Here is a 15,485-nt window from a genome sequence, read left to right as displayed (position 1 = left end):
CGGGAGATAGCTTCGGCCTGCACACCCGTCATGCACCTGCCCGAGCACCACCTGTGCCTCGGGCCGGTTTCGTTTCCGGATGATGTGGAGACCCCATGGCTCATCTGCGTTCCAGACGTCGGCTGGCGCTCGCCGTGCCCGTCGTGCTGTCGCTGACCGCCTCGATCGGCTTCCTGCCGGCGGCCGCCTCGGCCGCCCCGCGCGTGGAGTCCGGCGCGCAGACGGCGGACGCACCCAACCTGGCGTATGTCGTCAACACCAAGACGGACCGGCGCACGATCGCGTCGGTGGAGAAGGCGATCGCCGCGGCCGGCGGCACCGTCGTGACGACGTACGACAAGATCGGCGTGATAGTCGTCCACTCGGCGAACCCGGACTTCGGCGCGCAGATACGCACGGTCCGCGGGGTGCAGTCGGCCGGTGCCACGCGCACCGCCCCGCTGGTCGCGGCGGGCACGACGGACGAGGGCGCGGCCGACTACCTGACGGACGGGGAGGCCGCCAAGACCGAGGCCGCTGCCACGCCCGGAAGCGAGCCCCTCGAGGCCGACCAGTGGGACCTGCGCGCGATAGGCGCCGACCAGGCCGCACAGATCAACCCGGGCAGCAGCAAGGTCACCGTCGCCGTCATCGACACCGGCGTCGACGACACCCACCCGGACCTCGCCCCGAACTTCTCCGCGAGCCAGTCCGCCAACTGCGTCGGCGGTGTCGCGGACACCAGCGAGGGCGCCTGGCGGCCGTACACCGCGGAGGACTACCACGGCACGCATGTCGCCGGTGAGATAGCCGCGGCCCGCAACGGCGTCGGTGTGGCCGGCGTGGCGCCCGGTGTGAAGGTGGCCGGCATCAAGGTGAGCGACCCGCACAACGGTCTCTTCTACCCGGAGAGCGTCGTGTGCGCGTTCGTGTTCGCCGCCGACCACGGCGTCGAGATCACGAACAACAGCTACTACGTGGACCCGTGGCTGTACAACTGCATGGACGACCCCGACCAGAAGGCGATCGTCGACGCGGTCAACCGGGCCCAGCTGTACGCCCAGAAGAAGGGAACCCTGCACCTGGCGTCCGCGGGCAACTCCAACCACGACCTGGACTCCGACGCCATCGTCGACGACTCCAGCCCCGACGACTCCACCCCGGTCGAGCGCACCATCGACCCGCACGAGTGCTTCGACGTGCCGACGCAGCTCCCGGGGATCGTCACCGTCAGCGCGACGGGTGTGCAGAACCTCAAGTCGTACTACTCCTCGTACGGCAAGGGCGTCGTCGACATCGCGGCGCCGGGCGGCGACCGGCTCTACCAGATCCCGGACACCCCGTCGAAGAACGGCCGCATCCTGTCCACGATGCCGAACAACCAGTACGCCTTCCTGCAGGGCACCTCGATGGCCTCGCCGCACGCCGCGGGCGTCGCCGCGCTGCTGAAGTCCGAGCACCCGTGGGCGGGCCCGGCGCAGCTCCAGGCCCTGCTCAAGGCGCAGGCCGACAACCCGGGCTGCCCCGAGTCGTACGACCAGGACGGCAACGGCACGCAGGACGCGGTGTGCGAGGGCGGCGACCGCGTCAACGGTTTCTACGGCTTCGGCATCGTCAATGCGCTGCGTGCGGTGAAGTAGGCCGCCGTCAGGCTTGCGGCGCGGCCGGTCCGGCCGCGCCGCTCGGACGTCCCGCACGGTCCGTCGTACCGCGAACGAACTGGAGACATCCTCACCATGACAGTGCCTCACCCACGCCACCGCCGCGCCCTGGTGATCCCCGTCGGGATGGCCATGGCGACGGCTGTCGCATTCCTGCCGAACGCCACGGCGTCCGCGGCTCAGCCCGCGCCGACGGCGTCCGCCGACGCGACCTCGTTCAGCTACGTCGTCAACGTCCGCCCCGGGCACGGTCCTTCGGGACATGTGAAGAAGGCGATCGCCGACGCCGGCGGCACGATCGTGATGTCGTACGACCGGATCGGCGTGATCGTCGTGCACTCGTCGAACGCCGACTTCGCCAGGACGATCCGCACGGTGCGCGGGGTGGAGTCGGCCGGTGCCACCCGGACCGCCCCGCTGCCCACGCAGTCCACCACCGACGTGGGGACGCCGAAGGTGCTCAGTGCGCAGGAGGTCGCCGACGCCGAGGCCGCCGAGGGACAGGACCCGCTCCAGGGCCTGCAGTGGGACCTGCCGGCCATCAAGGCGGACAAGGCGCACGAGAAGTCGCTCGGCAGCAGCAAGGTGACCGTCGCCGTGATCGACACCGGCGTCGACGACACGCACCCCGACATCGCCCCGAACTTCGACCGCGAGGCCTCCGTCAACTGCGTGACGGGCAAGCCGGACACCACCGACGGCGCCTGGCGGCCCGGCGCGACGGAGAGCCCGCACGGCACGCACGTGGCCGGGGAGATCGCGGCGGCCAAGAACGGCGTCGGCATGACGGGCGTCGCGCCGGGGGTGAAGGTGTCCGGCATCAAGGTGTCCACCACGGCCGGCTACTTCTACACGGAGGCCGTCGTCTGCGGCTTCGTGTGGGCGGCCGAACACGGCGTCGACGTGACGAACAACAGCTATTACACCGACCCCTGGTACTTCAACTGCAAGAACGATCCCGACCAGAAGGCGCTGGTGGAGGCCATCACCCGGGCCTCGGAGTATGCGGAGAAGAAGGGCGCGGTCAACGTCGCCGCGGCCGGCAACGAGAACTACGACCTCGCGGCCGACGAGATCACCGACCCGGTGTCCCCGAACGACTCCACGCCCACGGAGCGGGTGATCGACCCGTCCGAGTGCTACGACATACCGACCCAGCTGCCGGGCATCGTGACGGTGGCGGCGACCGGTGCGAAGGGCCTGAAGTCGTCCTTCTCCAACCACGGTCTGGGCGTCGTCGACATCGCCGCTCCCGGCGGCGACTCCACGGCGTACCAGAAGCCGGAGCCGCCCGCGACCAGCGGCCTGATCCTGGGCACGCTGCCCGGCGGCAAGTGGGGCTACATGGCCGGTACGTCGATGGCCTCGCCGCATGTCGCGGGCGTGGCCGCCCTGATCAAGTCGACCCACCCGCACGCCACTCCGGGCCTGGTGAAGGCCCTGCTGTACGCCGAGGCGGACGCCACCTCGTGCACGGACCCTTACGACATCAACGGCGACGGCAAGGTCGACGCGGTGTGCGAGGGCCCGAAGAACTACAACGGCTTCTACGGCTGGGGCACGGCGGACGCACTGGACGCGGTGACCAGGTAGGGCTTTTGTGCAGGTGATCCGGGCCGGGCGGGTATCCGTCCGGCCCGGACGCGGCGGCCGACCACCGCAGCCCGTGGCCGCTGGTGAAGCTCTCGAGGTGACGTTGATACGACCCACTCCCGGGGTGGCCGACGCCGACGGGCCGATACGAAGACCCGGTGTCGGCCGGGCGGTCGCCGTGCTCGTCCTGGTGGTGCTCGGCGCGCTGATGCCCGTGCTGGGACCGTCCGCCGCTCTGCACGGCACCGGCGAGGCGGCGGCTCCCGGCGTCGGGGGTGTCGGGCTGCTGCGTGCGGTGCTGTTCGCGGCGCTGTGTGTGCCGGTGGGCGAGCTGTTCGTGAACCGGCTGGGCCGCTCCCTGCCCAGCGCGCCGGACGGGCGGCCGCGCAGTTGGGCGCCGTATGCGGCCTGCGCCGGCTTCGTCGCGGCGCTGGGGCTCGCGTCGGTCGTGGCGACCGGCAACCTCGTGCCGACGAGCCTCGCCCAGATCGACGTCGGCGGCCTCTACGCGTCCCGGGACGGCAGACTCGCGCTGCTGGAGGTCAACGCGTTCGTGGTGGCGGGCCTGTGCGCACTGACGCGCCGGCCGGGGACGCAGGTGTGGCCGCTGGCCGCGGTGGCCGTCGCGGAGGCGCTGCGCGCACATCCCCCGACCGAGCACAGCCCACTCGTCGGCTCCGGTCTGACGCTCGTTCACCTCACCTGCGCCGCATTGTGGATGGGCGGGTTGCTGCACGTGCTGCGGGCGCTTCGCCTGTGGGGTGCCGCTCAGACGGGTGCCGCCCTGCTGGGGCGGTACGCGCGCGTGGCGGCCGTTCTGCTGGCCGTGATCACCGCGACCGGCATCTGGAGCACCCTGCGCCGGATGCCGCCGGACACAGTGCTGGAGCAGTTGACGGCCACGGCGTACGGGCGCGTGCTGCTTGCCAAGGTGCTCCTCGTGGCCGTGGTCGCGCTGCTCGCCCTGTGGGCCAGGATCCGGCTGCGCCGGGCGGCCGACCCGCTGACCGCCTGCTTCCCCGCGCGCATGGAGGTCGTCGGGCTCGGGGTGGCGGTCGCGGTGTCGGGCCTGCTGACGGCGCTGCCGCTGCCGATCCGTTGGTGAAGGGTCACGCCGCCTCGCGCAACGGCATCGTCGGGGCACGTCGGTCCGTGCCGAGGGTGCCCCGGGTCAGCAGGAACTGTGCGGCGATGTACGTGGCCATGATCCAGAAGCCCGGCCTCGGTGGTTGCGGCCAGTCGGCGACGCCGGTCGCGATGAGCGTGTCGGAGAGCATGAAGAGCGCCCCGCCGAGACCGGCGGCCATGCCGAGCCGGATCAGGGCGCCGAACGCCATGGCCGTGAGCAGGGCGCTGTAGGCGGCGACGGGGAGGCGGAGGTCGGCGGGCAGGTCCGACCAGAGCAGGGCGACGGTGCCGGTGAGGGCAATGACGTAGCCGACGGCGAACAGACCGGCACGCGCGCGTGGAACGGCGTTCCGACCGTGCGCCCTGAAGAGGGCGAGGTAGCAGACGTGGCCCACGGCGAAGGAGGCCATCCCGGCGAGGAAGGCGGGCTCGGCGTCCGACAGGAGCAGCGTGTCACCGCCCCAGCCGAACAGCAGGGCGACGACGAGCAGCCGGGGCGCGCCGTGCAGGGCGGCCCAGGCGGCCAGCAAGGGCATCAGGAGGGGCTTGGCCACGGTGTGGCCGGGGCCGAAGCCGACCGCGAGGGACACGAGGTCGGTGACGACGGCCAGGGCGAAGGCGGCGAGCAGGACGCGGGGTGTTCTCACGCGGCCGCGGTCTCCTCGGCCGGTTCCGGCGTCGGCGCGGGCGCGGGCTGCCAGCCCGGCCCGCGGAACACCCGCCCGGCGCGCTCGCGCCAACCGGCTGCCGCCTTCATGTCCTTGGCGATGGCGACGTACTCGTGGGTGGCGACCTTCAGCGGGTTGTAGGTGTCGATGTTCTTGGTCAGCCCGTACACGGGCCGCTCGGTCTCGGCGACGAACGAACCGAAGAGGCGGTCCCAGACGATGAGGATCCCGCCGAAGTTGCGGTCCAGATAGCCGCCCTGGGAGGCGTGGTGCACCCGGTGGTGGCTCGGCGTGTTGAAGACGAACTCGAACCAGCGGGGCATCTTGTCGATCCGCTCGGTGTGGATCCAGAACTGGTAGACGAGGTTCGCGGAGGAGCAGAAGGCCAGCGCGGCCGGGTGCACGCCGAGGGCGATGAGGGGAACGTAGAAGGGCCAGACGGTCAGGGAGGTCCAGGGCTGGCGCAATGCGGTGGTGAGGTTGAACTTACGGCTGGAGTGATGGACGACGTGGCAGGCCCACAGGATGCGGATGACGTGGTGGCCGCGGTGGGACCAGTAGTAGAAGAAGTCCTGGGCGAGCAGCATCAGCGGGACGGTCCACCACAGCACGGGCACGCGCAGCGGCGTGAGTTCGTGGATCGCCGTGTAGATCGCGACGATCGGGATCTTCCAGAGGAAGTCGAAGACGAGACTGCCCAGCCCCATGGTGACGCTGGTGGCGGCGTCCTTCGCCTCGTAGCCCGCCGCGTCCTCGTCGGGATGGAGACGGACGCTGATCATCTCGATCACGGTGAGCAGCACGAAGGCGGGTATCGACCAGACCACGACATCGGGGAGGTTCGGCATGGCTGCACCGTAGGACTGCGGGTCGGCCACGGCTAGACGTTGTTACCGACAAGTATTACCGGGGGTACGCGCTTACTTGTTGGTGATCTCCACCAATGGCGTACGCGCGCGTGCGCCCGTATCCGGTACGGCCTCCCGGACAGGCGGACGGGCGTACCTGACGGACAGCGATGTCAGTCCCGGCCCGTATTCTCAGTGACCATGCTCGAAGACCGCATGACCGCAACGTCCTCCCCCACAGCGTGGCCGGCCGCCTATCCCCACGGATACGCGGTCGTCGACGTGGAGACCACGGGCCTGGCCCGGGACGACCGGATCATCTCCGCGGCCGTCTACCGGCTGGACGGACGCGGCGAGGTCGAGGACCACTGGTACACGCTGGTCAATCCGGAGCGGGACCCCGGGCCCGTGTGGATCCATGGTCTGACGAGCGAGGTGCTCGAAGGGGCACCGCTCTTCCAGGACATCGCCGAGGAGTTCGCGACCCGGCTGGAGGGCCGGGTGCTCGTCGCGCACAACGCCGTGTTCGACTGGCAGATGATCGCCCGGGAGTACGCGCGTGCGAAGAGCGAGGCCCCGGTGCGTCAACGGCTGTGCACCATTGCCCTGTCCAAGGTGCTGGAACTGCCGCTGCCCAACCACAAGCTCGAGTCGCTGGCCGCGCACTTCGGTGTCGTCCAGCAGCGGGCGCACCACGCACTGGACGACGCGCGCGTGCTGGCCGAGGCGTTCCGGCCGAGCCTGAGAGCCGCGGCCGAGAGCGGCGTACGGCTGCCGCTGCACGAGTGCCGGCCGCTGACCGAGTGGTGGGAGCCGCCCGCGCCCCGCCTCGGACAACAGGCGACGGGCGGGTACGGCGGCTACCGGCCGGGCAGTTGGCGGCCCTCCCGCAAAAGACCCGCCTGCCCGTATCCCAACCCGGGTCGGTACGAAGAGGGCAAACGCCTCAAGCAGGGCATGCGGGTCGCCTTCTCGGGGGACACGTCGGTCGAGCGCGAGCTGCTGGAGGACCGTGCGACCGAGGCCGGGCTGCATGTCTCCACGAGCCTGTCCCGGCTGACCAGCCTGCTCGTCACGAACGACCCGGAATCGGGCACGTCGAAGGTCGTCAAGGCCCGACAGTACGGCACGCCGGTGGTCGACGAGGCGGCGTTCGGACAGCTCCTCGGGGACGTGGAACCGGCGTCGGAGCCGTGAACCCGGCAGGCAGCCGTACGGACGGGTGATTGCCGGGCGACTCGCCCGGCGTCCGCTCGCCCGTGCCGCGGAGACGGCTCACCCTGTGGCGCATGGCGACATGTGAAGTTTGCGGCAATAACTACGGAATGACCTTCGAGGTGCACGCACAGGGCGCAGTGCATGTCTTCGACTGCTTCTCCTGTGCGATCCACCGCATGGCACCCATCTGCGAGCACTGCCGAGTCCAGATCATCGGCCAGGGCGTCGAGGCCGAGGGCCACTGGTACTGCGGCGCCCACTGCGCCCGCGCAGAGGGGAAGGTGGGGATCATCGACAAGGTCTGAGACGGTCCAAGCCCCGCCCGAGCCCCACCCAATCCCCCTGCGGCACACCCCAGCGACAGCACCCCGCAGCCCGAGATGTACGGTCGTGGGGTGTACCGCTTCCTGTTGTCCCGGCAGTGGGTGATCCTCACCCTTGTCGCCCTCGCGCTCATCCCCACAATGATCGAGCTGGGCTTCTGGCAGCTTCACCGGCACGAGAACAGGGTCGCGCTGAACAACGTGATCGCCGACTCACTGGCGGCCGAGCCGGTTCCGGCCGAATCGCTGACCTCGCCCGGCGCCGAGGTCGAGGACGCGGACCTGTACCGCCGGGTCACCGCGAAGGGCCGCTTCGACACCGCGCACGAGGTGGTCGTACGCCGCCGGACCAACGCGGACGACGAGGTCGGCTTCCACGTCCTGACGCCCTTCGTCCTCGACGACGGCAAGGTCCTCCTGGTGAACCGGGGCTGGATCCCCGCGGACGGCCCCAGCCAGACGGCGTTCCCGAAGATCCCCGCACCGGCGGAGGGTGAGATCACCGTCACCGGACGGCTGATGCCCGACCAGACGACCGCCGAGAGCGGCATCAAGGACGTCAGTGGGCTGCCGGACCGCCAGGTCATGCTGATCAGCAGTGAGCAGGCGGCCGAGCGTCTCGGCAAGCAGGTCCTCGGCGGCTACATCGAACTGACCTCGCCCGAACCCAAGGGCGACACGCCCGAGCTGATCCCGGCTCCGGACCACGACAGCATCGGCAACCACATGGCCTACGCCATCCAGTGGTGGCTGTTCTCCGCGGGCGTCCCGGTCGGCTGGGTCATCCTCGCCCGCCGCGAGGTCCGGGACCGCGCGGAGGCGGCGAAGCAGGAGCAGACGGAGGCGGAGCCGGCGACGGTGTAACCCCGTCACCCGCCCGGCTCTTGCCCGGATTGCCCCCACGGCCCCCCGGGAACCCGGAATCCGTGTACCCGCCCACCGAGAACCGAGCCGAGAGCAAAGCCGAGAACGGCGCCGGTATCGGCGCCGTGAACCGCATCGAGGACTACGCCATCGTCGGCGACGAACAGACCGCCGCCCTGATCGGCAAGAACGGCTCCGTCGACTGGCTCTGCCTTCCCCGCTTCGACTCGGCCGCCTGCTTCGCCAAGTTGCTCGGCGACCAGGAGAACGGCCACTGGCGGATCGCCCCCAAGGGCGCCGAGGGCCACTGCACCCGCCGCGCCTACCGCCCCGGAACACTGGTCCTCGACACCGAGTGGGACACCCCGGAGGGATCGGTCCGGGTCACCGATCTGATGCCGCAGCGGGACCGCGCACCCGACCTCGTACGCGTCGTGGAGGGCCGCAGCGGCCGGGTGACCGTACGCAGCACGCTCCGTCTGCGCTTCGACCACGGCTCGATCGTGCCGTGGGTGCGCAGGACCGACGGCCACCGGGTGGCCGTCGCGGGCCCGGACTCGGTGTGGCTGCGCAGCGAACCCGCCGTGCGCACCTGGGGCGAGGACTTCGGCACGCACTCGGAGTTCACGGTCGAGAAGGGCGAGAAGGTCGCGTTCGTCCTCACCTGGCACCCGTCCCACGAGCCGCGCCCGCCCCTCGTCAACCCGTACCAGGCACTGCGCAGCAGCGTCACCGACTGGCGGGCGTGGGCGGCCCGCTGCCGTTACCACGGCCCCCACAGGGACACAGTCGTCCGGTCGCTGATCACCCTCAAGGCCCTCACCTACGCGCCGACCGGCGGCATCGTCGCCGCGCCCACCACCTCTCTTCCCGAGGAGATCGGCGGTGTGCGCAACTGGGACTACCGCTACTGCTGGCTGCGCGACTCCACCCTCACCCTGGGCGCGCTGCTGTCGGCGGGCTACCAGGAGGAGGCGGAGGCCTGGCGCAACTGGCTGCTGCGGGCGGTCGCGGGCGGCCCGGCGGACCTGCAGATCATGTACGGGCTGGCGGGTGAACGGCGGCTTCCGGAGTACGAGCTGCCCTGGCTGACCGGTTTCGCCGGTTCCGCACCGGTGCGGATCGGCAACGACGCCGTACGGCAGTTGCAGCTGGACGTGTACGGCGAGGTCATGGACTCCCTGTCGCTGGCCCGGCTTTCGGGCCTGTCCGTCAAGCCGCACGTGTGGCGCCTGCAGTGTGCCCTGATGGAGTTCCTGCGTACGGCGTGGCGGCAGCCGGACGAAGGGCTGTGGGAGGTGCGCGGCGGCCGACGCCAGTTCGTGCACTCGAAGGTGATGGTGTGGGTGGCCGCCGACCGCGCGGTGCGCACGCTGGAACGGCATCCGGAGCTCAAGGGTGACCTGGCGGGCTGGCGGGAGATGCGCGAGGAGGTGCACCGCGAGGTGTGCGAGCGGGGGTACGACCCCGAGCGGAACACCTTCACGCAGTACTACGGTTCGCGCGAGCTGGACGCCGCCCTGCTGCTCATCCCGCGCGTCGGCTTCCTGCCGCCGGACGACCCGCGCGTGAAGGGAACCATCGACGCGGTGCGCGAGGAGCTGTGCCACCAGGGCTTCCTGCGCCGCTACAGCACCGACGGGACAGTCGTCGACGGGCTGCCCGGCAGTGAGGGCACCTTCCTGGTGTGCTCGTTCTGGCTCGCGGACGCACTGCACATGACGGGTCGTACGGACGAGGCCCGCGAGCTGTTCGAACGACTGGTGGGGATGGCGAACGACGTGGGGCTGCTGGCCGAGGAGTACGACCCCGTGACCGGCCGCCAGCTCGGCAACTTCCCGCAGGCGTTCAGCCATATCGGCCTGGTGAACACGGCCCTCGTCCTCTACGGGGCGGACGGGGCAGGATAGGGGCCATGGATCTTGGACTGAAGGACCGGGTGTACGTCGTCACCGGGGCCACTCGCGGGCTGGGCAACGCCTCCGCGCGCGAGCTCGTGGCCGACGGGGCGAAGGTGGTCATCACCGGGCGGGACGAGAAGCGGGTCACCGACGCGGCGGCGGAGCTGGGGCCGAACGCGTACGGGGTGGCCGTGGACAACGGCGATCCGCAGGCGGCGGCCCGCCTGATCGGTGCCGCGCGTGAGCGGTTCGGCGGCTTCGACGGCATCCTCGTCAGCGTCGGCGGGCCGCCCGCCGGGTTCGTCGCCGACAACACCGACGAGCAGTGGCAGTCGGCGTTCGAGTCGGTGTTCCTGGGTGCGGTGCGGCTCGCCCGCGCGGCGGCGGCGGAGCTCGAAGCCGGGGGCGTCATCGGGTTTGTGCTGTCCGGCTCGGTGTACGAGCCGATTCCGGGGCTGACCATCTCCAACGGGCTGCGGCCGGGGCTGGCGGGCTTTGCCAAGTCGCTCTCGGACGAGCTGGGGCCGCGGGGTATCCGCGTCGTCGGGGTGCTTCCCGGTCGTATCGACACGGATCGCGTGCGTGAGCTGGACTCCTTGTCCGCGGATCCGGAGGCGACGCGTGCGGCTGCCGAGTCGCGTATTCCGCTGCGGCGGTACGGGACGCCGGAGGAGTTCGGGCGTACGGCCGCGTTCTTGCTGTCGCCGGCTGCGTCCTATCTGACGGGCGTCATGGTGCCGGTGGACGGCGGAGCGCGGCACGGCTTCTGAGAGGCACGTCAACTGACCCTTTCCGCACGGTGCTTGACACCCCTCAGGCGGACCTCGGCCGGCAACGACGCCAGGCCCGCCGAATCGCGGGCGTGGGCCAGGGCCTGGGCCGTGAGGCGGTGCAGTGCATCCCCGGGGTCCACGTGCGGCTCCACCAGGAGCCGTACCCGAGCCTCCGGCGCGCGGCGTCGCCCCGTGAGCTGGACATGGGCGCGGGCGACGCCGTCCAGGGCGTCCGCCTCGCCGGTGAGTACGCCTTCCAGGGCCCGCCCGCGCAGCAGGGCGCCCTCGCCGTCGCCGGTGTCGACGAGCACCTCGGAGAGCCGACGCCGGCGCAGCACCGCGACCAGCCACCACAGGGCGAGCAGGACGAGGACGGCCAGCGCGGCGAGGACGGCCGGCCACCACCAGCCGGCGTCGCGCCAGCGGACCCGCTCGGCGTCGCCGAGCAGCACGTCGTTCCTGCCGTGATGGATCCACCAGGACGGGGGGTCGACGCCCAGCCCGACGGCGAGCACCGCCCCGCCCAGCACGACCAGCACCAGCCCGATGATCGCGAGCAGCACCCGGTTGACGGTCCTGAGCACCGCGCTCACCCCTTCCGGCCGGGCCGCCGGACGTGCACCGTCAGCGCGGGCCGCCGGGACAGGCCCAGCCCCCTGATCGTGTCGGCGAGCACGCTGTCCAGGTCGGCGCGTACCTCGTCCAGTTCACGGAAGTGCGAGACCGCCCGTACGTCGGCCCGCCTGCGGCGCATCCGGACCCGTACCGACTGCACACCGGACACCTCCATGGCCCGGTCGCGCAGCACGGTCGCGGCGGCGTCGCGGTGCAGTCCGGCGCGTACGTCGGCATGGGTGCGCCGCATCGGCAGGACGGCTCGCAGTCCGGGCGTCGTGGCCAGCACGATCAGCCAGAGGCCGAGGGCGGCGGCGACGCCGGCGCCGACGAGGACCCAGGTGTCGTCGAGGGGGCGTTCGGCGAGTTGGCGGGCGAGTTCCCGGCGCCAGTGCATGGGCGGCCGGTCGGCGCGGACGGCGGCGATGTCGTAGAGGAAGGTGCCCGCGACGACGAGGAGCAGCAGCGCGACGATGCCCGCGGGGATACGGCGGGCCGACCAGAAACGGTGGTCTCCGCCGTTGTCCGCGTCGGCGGCCGGCAGCGGTTCGTAGGCAGCCGACGAGGCGGACTGGCCGAGTTCGGGCTCGGCCGGCTCCTTCTCGATGACCGGCAGTTGCTGTGTGGTGCCGTCGGAGCCCTGGGACTCGCTCATCGCGTCCTCCCCTGCGCCGCGCCGTGCGCCGCTGCCAGATGCAGCCGCTCCACCTGGACGGCGACCTCCGGAACGTCCATTCCCACCAACGCGCCTACCCGTTCGACGACCCGGCGACGCACCTGCCCGCAGCGGGAGCCGATGTCGCTGGGGTAGTCGAGTTCGAGGTGGATGCGGACCCGGGCGGCGTCGTGGTGCACGACGACCGTGGCGTGCGGGCGGGCCGCCTCGGGCGGCAGCGTGCCGAGCGCCTCGCGGGCCGCCTGCGCGGCGATCTTCGCGACCACGCGGTCGGCGATCCAGGTCGCCCCGCGCTCGCCCGGAGGTACGACGGTGACCGGTCTGCGAGGTTCGGCGGCCCCACTGCTCACGGGCGTCACCGCCGGCGTTCGCCACGCGAACGGAAGAAGTCGCCGACCTCCAGGTCCCCCTCCAGGAACCGGCCGACGACGAACCCGACGGCCCCCAGGGCCGCCACCAGCAGGAAGGCACTGAATCCGCCGAAGTATCCGGCGAAGCCCAGGGCCATTCCGGCGATCATGCCGACCAAGGCCATACTCATCGTGCGCTCCTCAGCTTGTCAGCGGCGCGTCAGCCATATGGGTGTTCCGGTCGCTGGGGCGTCACTGGATCCGGGGTTCCCTCTCCTCCTCTTCTTCTTCTTCCTCCGGAAGCTTGACGTCACTCACCGCGATGTTGACCTCGACCACCTCGAGGCCGGTCATCCGCTCCACGGCCGAGACCACGTTCTCCCGCACGACCCGCGCGACGTCGCCGATCGACACGCCGTAGTCGACGACGATCTCCAGATCGATCGCGGTCTGCACCTCTCCGACCTCGGCCTTCACCCCGCGCGTCACGGACTTCGCCTGGCCGGGCACCCGCTCGCGTACGGCCCCGAAGGTGCGGCTCAGTCCGCTGCCCATCGCATGCACGCCGAGGACGTCGCGGGCGGCGAGTCCGGCGATCTTCTCGACGACCCCGTCGGCGATGGTGGTCCTCCCCCGGGTCTCTGGATCGCCGCCGCCACGCCTGGTGGGCTTGCGGGTCTGCACCGGGGGCTGGGTTTCGCTTTCGGGGGCCTGTGTCCGGTTCATATCGGTCATGGCCGTGCGTCCCTTTCGGTCGTCGTCCCCTTCGACCACGGTAAGCGCGGTTACTCGGGTGCGCGCCAGGAATGCGGCAGGCTGGAGCAATGACAGCGGACGGATGGACGCGGGCGGTACGGCAGCAACTGGGGCTCGGCAGACTTCTGCCGCTGGGCGGCCCGCGCGACGGCGCGTGGATCACGGAACGGGCGGCGGAGGCGGTGCTCCGGAGCGCGGCGGGCGCATTGCCCGGCGTGCGCCTGGGTGCGGTCCGGATCACTCTGGCCGATCCGGAGGGCGCCCAGGAGCCCGCCGTACCGCCACCGCCGAGCGCCCTGCCGCCCGGCCCTCTGCGTGTGACCGCCGACTTCGCGGCGACGGCCGCCGAACCGCTGCCGACGGCGGCCTCCCGGCTGCGTACGTCCCTGGCGGCGGCCTCGTCGCAGCGGCTCGGGCTGACGGTGGCGGAGGTCGACCTGCGGGTGACCGCCCTGCTGGACCAGGAGGCGGAACCCGACGCCGTACAACCCCCTCAGCCGCCGCAGGCGCGGGAGTCGACGGACGCCGAGGAAGCCCTGGTGGCCGACGCCGCCCTCGCCGTCCGGGGCGTGAGCCGTCTGACCGGGGCGCTGGGCGGTGTGGGCCGGGCGGTGCACCTCGAGGAGGAGCCGGGCGACCGCGCGCTCCCGCGCCGCCATGTGCGGATCGAACTGGCGGTACGCGCGGACCACCGGGCCGTGGACGTCGCCCGGGAGGTCCGCGCGAAAGTGGGCGAGGCGCTGCCGGATCACCCCACGGTGGCGGTACTGATCACGGCAGTCGGCTGACCGTCCTACTCGCCGATGCCCGCCAGGTCCCGCAACCGGCGTGCCTGAGCGGCGCGTTCGGCGACCCGCTGCTCCTCGTACGTACGCTCTCTCGCACCCCGCAGCAGGGCCTTGGTCTCGATGACCGCGTCCCGCGGCGCGGCAAGGAGCGCCGCCGTCAGGTCCCGTACGGCGCCGTCGAGTTCGGCCGGCGGCACGGCGACGTTCGCCAGCCCCGTACTCACGGCCTCCTCGGCCTGTACGAAGCGCCCGGTCGCACAGATTTCGAGCGCGCGGGCATAGCCGACGAGCCCGACCAGCGGATGGGTGCCGGTCAGGTCCGGCACCAGTCCCAGGCTGGTCTCGCGCATGGCGAACTGCACGTCGTCCGCGACGACGCGCAGGTCACAGGCGAGGGCGAGTTGGAAGCCCGCGCCGATGGCATGCCCCTGCACCGCGGCGATGGACACGATGTCGCTGCGCCGCCACCAGGTGAACGCCTCCTGGTACTCGGCGATGGTCGCGTCCAGCTCGGCGTCACCGCCGCGCGCGAGATCGATGAAGGACGGCTCGCCCTCGAAGCCCTCGGGCGTGAACGCCTGCCGGTCGAGCCCGGCCGAGAAGGACTTGCCCTCGGCGCGCAGCACAACCACGCGGACGGAGCCCGGCAGCAACCGGCCCGCCTCGGCCAGCGCCCGCCACAGAGCGGGGCTCTGCGCGTTGCGCTTGGCCGGATTGGTCAGCGTCACCGTGGCGATGGCGTCGTCGACGGTGAGCCGTACGCCGTCCTTGTCGAGTACCGGGTCGAGCGAAGCCATGGGGCGCCTCCGATGGGTGCGGTCATCGTGAGTGCCGTACGACGGCACTCATAAGTGACTGCACAGTAACCACCCAGCCGATCACCTGACCGACCGGGTGGCCACCATCGAAGTCGAGGGGCCTCGCCCGGGGGTCAGGCCGAAGCGGCCTTCTTGCCCCGTGTCGCCCCGCCACGCCCACGGAGCGTGACGCCCGACTCGCTGAGCATCCGGTGTACGAAGCCATACGAGCGGCCGGTTTCCTCGGCCAGCGCCCGAATGCTCGCACCGGAGTCGTACTTCTTCTTCAGGTCTGCCGCGAGCTTGTCGCGCGCGGCGCCGGTCACCCGGCTGCCCTTCTTCAGAGTCTCGGCCACCCGTGCCTCCTCATGGGAAGTGCGCTCTGGTCCCCTCATGATCACCCCTCCGGGGCTTCATGGCCACCCATTCGGCAAGGTCCGTGGGTGAGGGATTTGACGACAGGAGCACATCCCCACAAGCGGAATCTGCACTTCCACCAGGTGATGTGCATACAGCCGAACGGGTTGTTCCGTGAATCACCAGGTCA

At 71.3% G+C, this 15,485-nt stretch carries 18 protein-coding genes; 9 read left to right on the top strand and 9 right to left on the bottom strand.

The window, feature by feature from the left end; all coding sequences use genetic code 11:
* Window positions 1–95: 95 nt before the first annotated feature.
* From ACKTSN_RS35840 to ACKTSN_RS35830, 3 genes are all read left to right on the top strand, one after another.
* Window positions 96–1,619 (top strand): S8 family serine peptidase, encoded by a 1,524-nt coding sequence (locus ACKTSN_RS35840; protein ID WP_409472913.1) that lies wholly within the window; start codon window positions 96–98, stop codon window positions 1,617–1,619.
* A 96-nt stretch (window positions 1,620–1,715) separates the two neighbouring features.
* Window positions 1,716–3,233 (top strand): S8 family peptidase, encoded by a 1,518-nt coding sequence (locus tag ACKTSN_RS35835; protein ID WP_409472912.1) that lies wholly within the window; start codon window positions 1,716–1,718, stop codon window positions 3,231–3,233.
* Window positions 3,234–3,330: 97 nt separating this feature from the next.
* Window positions 3,331–4,338, top strand: a complete 1,008-nt coding sequence (locus ACKTSN_RS35830; RefSeq protein ID WP_409472911.1) for a CopD family protein — start codon at window positions 3,331–3,333, stop codon at window positions 4,336–4,338.
* A 4-nt stretch (window positions 4,339–4,342) separates the two neighbouring features.
* Here the strand turns inward: ACKTSN_RS35830 and ACKTSN_RS35825 are convergent, their stop codons facing one another.
* Entirely contained in the window at window positions 4,343–5,008 is a 666-nt protein-coding gene (locus tag ACKTSN_RS35825; protein WP_409472910.1) for a lysoplasmalogenase, read from the bottom strand.
* Complete coding sequence (locus ACKTSN_RS35820) at window positions 5,005–5,877, bottom strand: sterol desaturase family protein (RefSeq protein ID WP_385515861.1); 873 nt, start codon at window positions 5,875–5,877, stop codon at window positions 5,005–5,007. Before ACKTSN_RS35820 ends, ACKTSN_RS35825 begins: the two co-directional genes overlap by 4 nt.
* A gap of 201 nt (window positions 5,878–6,078) precedes the next feature.
* Between ACKTSN_RS35820 and ACKTSN_RS35815 the strand changes: the two genes are divergently transcribed.
* The 5 genes from ACKTSN_RS35815 to ACKTSN_RS35795 all read left to right on the top strand — a co-directional run bounded on the left by ACKTSN_RS35815 (window position 6,079) and on the right by ACKTSN_RS35795 (window position 10,953).
* On the top strand, window positions 6,079–7,074 hold the full coding sequence (locus ACKTSN_RS35815; protein ID WP_409472909.1) for a DEDDh family exonuclease: 996 nt from the start codon (window positions 6,079–6,081) through the stop codon (window positions 7,072–7,074).
* Window positions 7,075–7,166: 92 nt separating this feature from the next.
* Entirely contained in the window at window positions 7,167–7,400 is a 234-nt protein-coding gene (locus ACKTSN_RS35810) for a hypothetical protein (protein WP_409472908.1), read from the top strand.
* Window positions 7,401–7,490: 90 nt separating this feature from the next.
* Window positions 7,491–8,282 (top strand): SURF1 family cytochrome oxidase biogenesis protein, encoded by a 792-nt coding sequence (locus ACKTSN_RS35805; RefSeq protein WP_409472907.1) that lies wholly within the window; start codon window positions 7,491–7,493, stop codon window positions 8,280–8,282.
* Window positions 8,283–8,407: 125 nt separating this feature from the next.
* Window positions 8,408–10,192: a glycoside hydrolase family 15 protein gene (locus tag ACKTSN_RS35800; protein ID WP_409475004.1), complete on the top strand. Its 1,785-nt coding sequence runs from the start codon at window positions 8,408–8,410 to the stop codon at window positions 10,190–10,192.
* Window positions 10,193–10,197: 5 nt separating this feature from the next.
* On the top strand, window positions 10,198–10,953 hold the full coding sequence (locus tag ACKTSN_RS35795) for an SDR family oxidoreductase (protein ID WP_409472906.1): 756 nt from the start codon (window positions 10,198–10,200) through the stop codon (window positions 10,951–10,953).
* A gap of 8 nt (window positions 10,954–10,961) precedes the next feature.
* Here ACKTSN_RS35795 and amaP read toward each other — a convergent pair whose 3' ends face one another.
* The 5 genes from amaP to ACKTSN_RS35770 form a co-directional block, all read right to left on the bottom strand.
* A complete protein-coding gene (gene amaP, locus ACKTSN_RS35790; protein ID WP_409472905.1) occupies window positions 10,962–11,549 on the bottom strand; it encodes an alkaline shock response membrane anchor protein AmaP in 588 nt (195 codons plus the stop codon).
* On the bottom strand, window positions 11,546–12,226 hold the full coding sequence (locus ACKTSN_RS35785) for a DUF6286 domain-containing protein (RefSeq protein ID WP_409472904.1): 681 nt from the start codon (window positions 12,224–12,226) through the stop codon (window positions 11,546–11,548). Before ACKTSN_RS35785 ends, amaP begins: the two co-directional genes overlap by 4 nt.
* Window positions 12,223–12,606 carry a hypothetical protein gene (locus ACKTSN_RS35780; protein ID WP_409472903.1) on the bottom strand — a complete coding sequence of 128 codons (384 nt, stop codon included), beginning with the start codon at window positions 12,604–12,606 and terminating at the stop codon, window positions 12,223–12,225. Before ACKTSN_RS35780 ends, ACKTSN_RS35785 begins: the two co-directional genes overlap by 4 nt.
* Entirely contained in the window at window positions 12,603–12,788 is a 186-nt protein-coding gene (locus ACKTSN_RS35775) for a hypothetical protein (RefSeq protein WP_409472902.1), read from the bottom strand. Before ACKTSN_RS35775 ends, ACKTSN_RS35780 begins: the two co-directional genes overlap by 4 nt.
* Window positions 12,789–12,849: 61 nt before the next feature.
* Window positions 12,850–13,332: an Asp23/Gls24 family envelope stress response protein gene (locus ACKTSN_RS35770; RefSeq protein ID WP_409472901.1), complete on the bottom strand. Its 483-nt coding sequence runs from the start codon at window positions 13,330–13,332 to the stop codon at window positions 12,850–12,852.
* A gap of 89 nt (window positions 13,333–13,421) precedes the next feature.
* Between ACKTSN_RS35770 and ACKTSN_RS35765 the strand changes: the two genes are divergently transcribed.
* On the top strand, window positions 13,422–14,141 hold the full coding sequence (locus ACKTSN_RS35765; protein ID WP_409472900.1) for a nucleopolyhedrovirus P10 family protein: 720 nt from the start codon (window positions 13,422–13,424) through the stop codon (window positions 14,139–14,141).
* Between the two features lie 5 nt (window positions 14,142–14,146).
* On the opposite strand, the gene ACKTSN_RS35760 is transcribed toward ACKTSN_RS35765, so the two are convergent.
* Both ACKTSN_RS35760 and ACKTSN_RS35755 read right to left on the bottom strand, forming a co-directional pair.
* The gene (locus ACKTSN_RS35760) at window positions 14,147–14,938 is read right to left on the bottom strand and encodes an enoyl-CoA hydratase/isomerase family protein (RefSeq protein WP_409472899.1); all 792 of its coding nucleotides are present in this window, start codon (window positions 14,936–14,938) and stop codon (window positions 14,147–14,149) included.
* A gap of 134 nt (window positions 14,939–15,072) precedes the next feature.
* The gene (locus ACKTSN_RS35755; protein WP_006123601.1) at window positions 15,073–15,294 is read right to left on the bottom strand and encodes a helix-turn-helix domain-containing protein; all 222 of its coding nucleotides are present in this window, start codon (window positions 15,292–15,294) and stop codon (window positions 15,073–15,075) included.
* Window positions 15,295–15,485 lie beyond the last annotated feature (191 nt).

It is taken from the genome of Streptomyces flavusporus, assembly GCF_046267975.1.
In the GTDB taxonomy this organism is placed as follows: Bacteria; Actinomycetota; Actinomycetes; order Streptomycetales; family Streptomycetaceae; genus Streptomyces; species Streptomyces flavusporus.
Note: the sequence above shows the minus strand (reverse complement) of the source record. Positions and strands in the feature narration are given on the sequence as shown.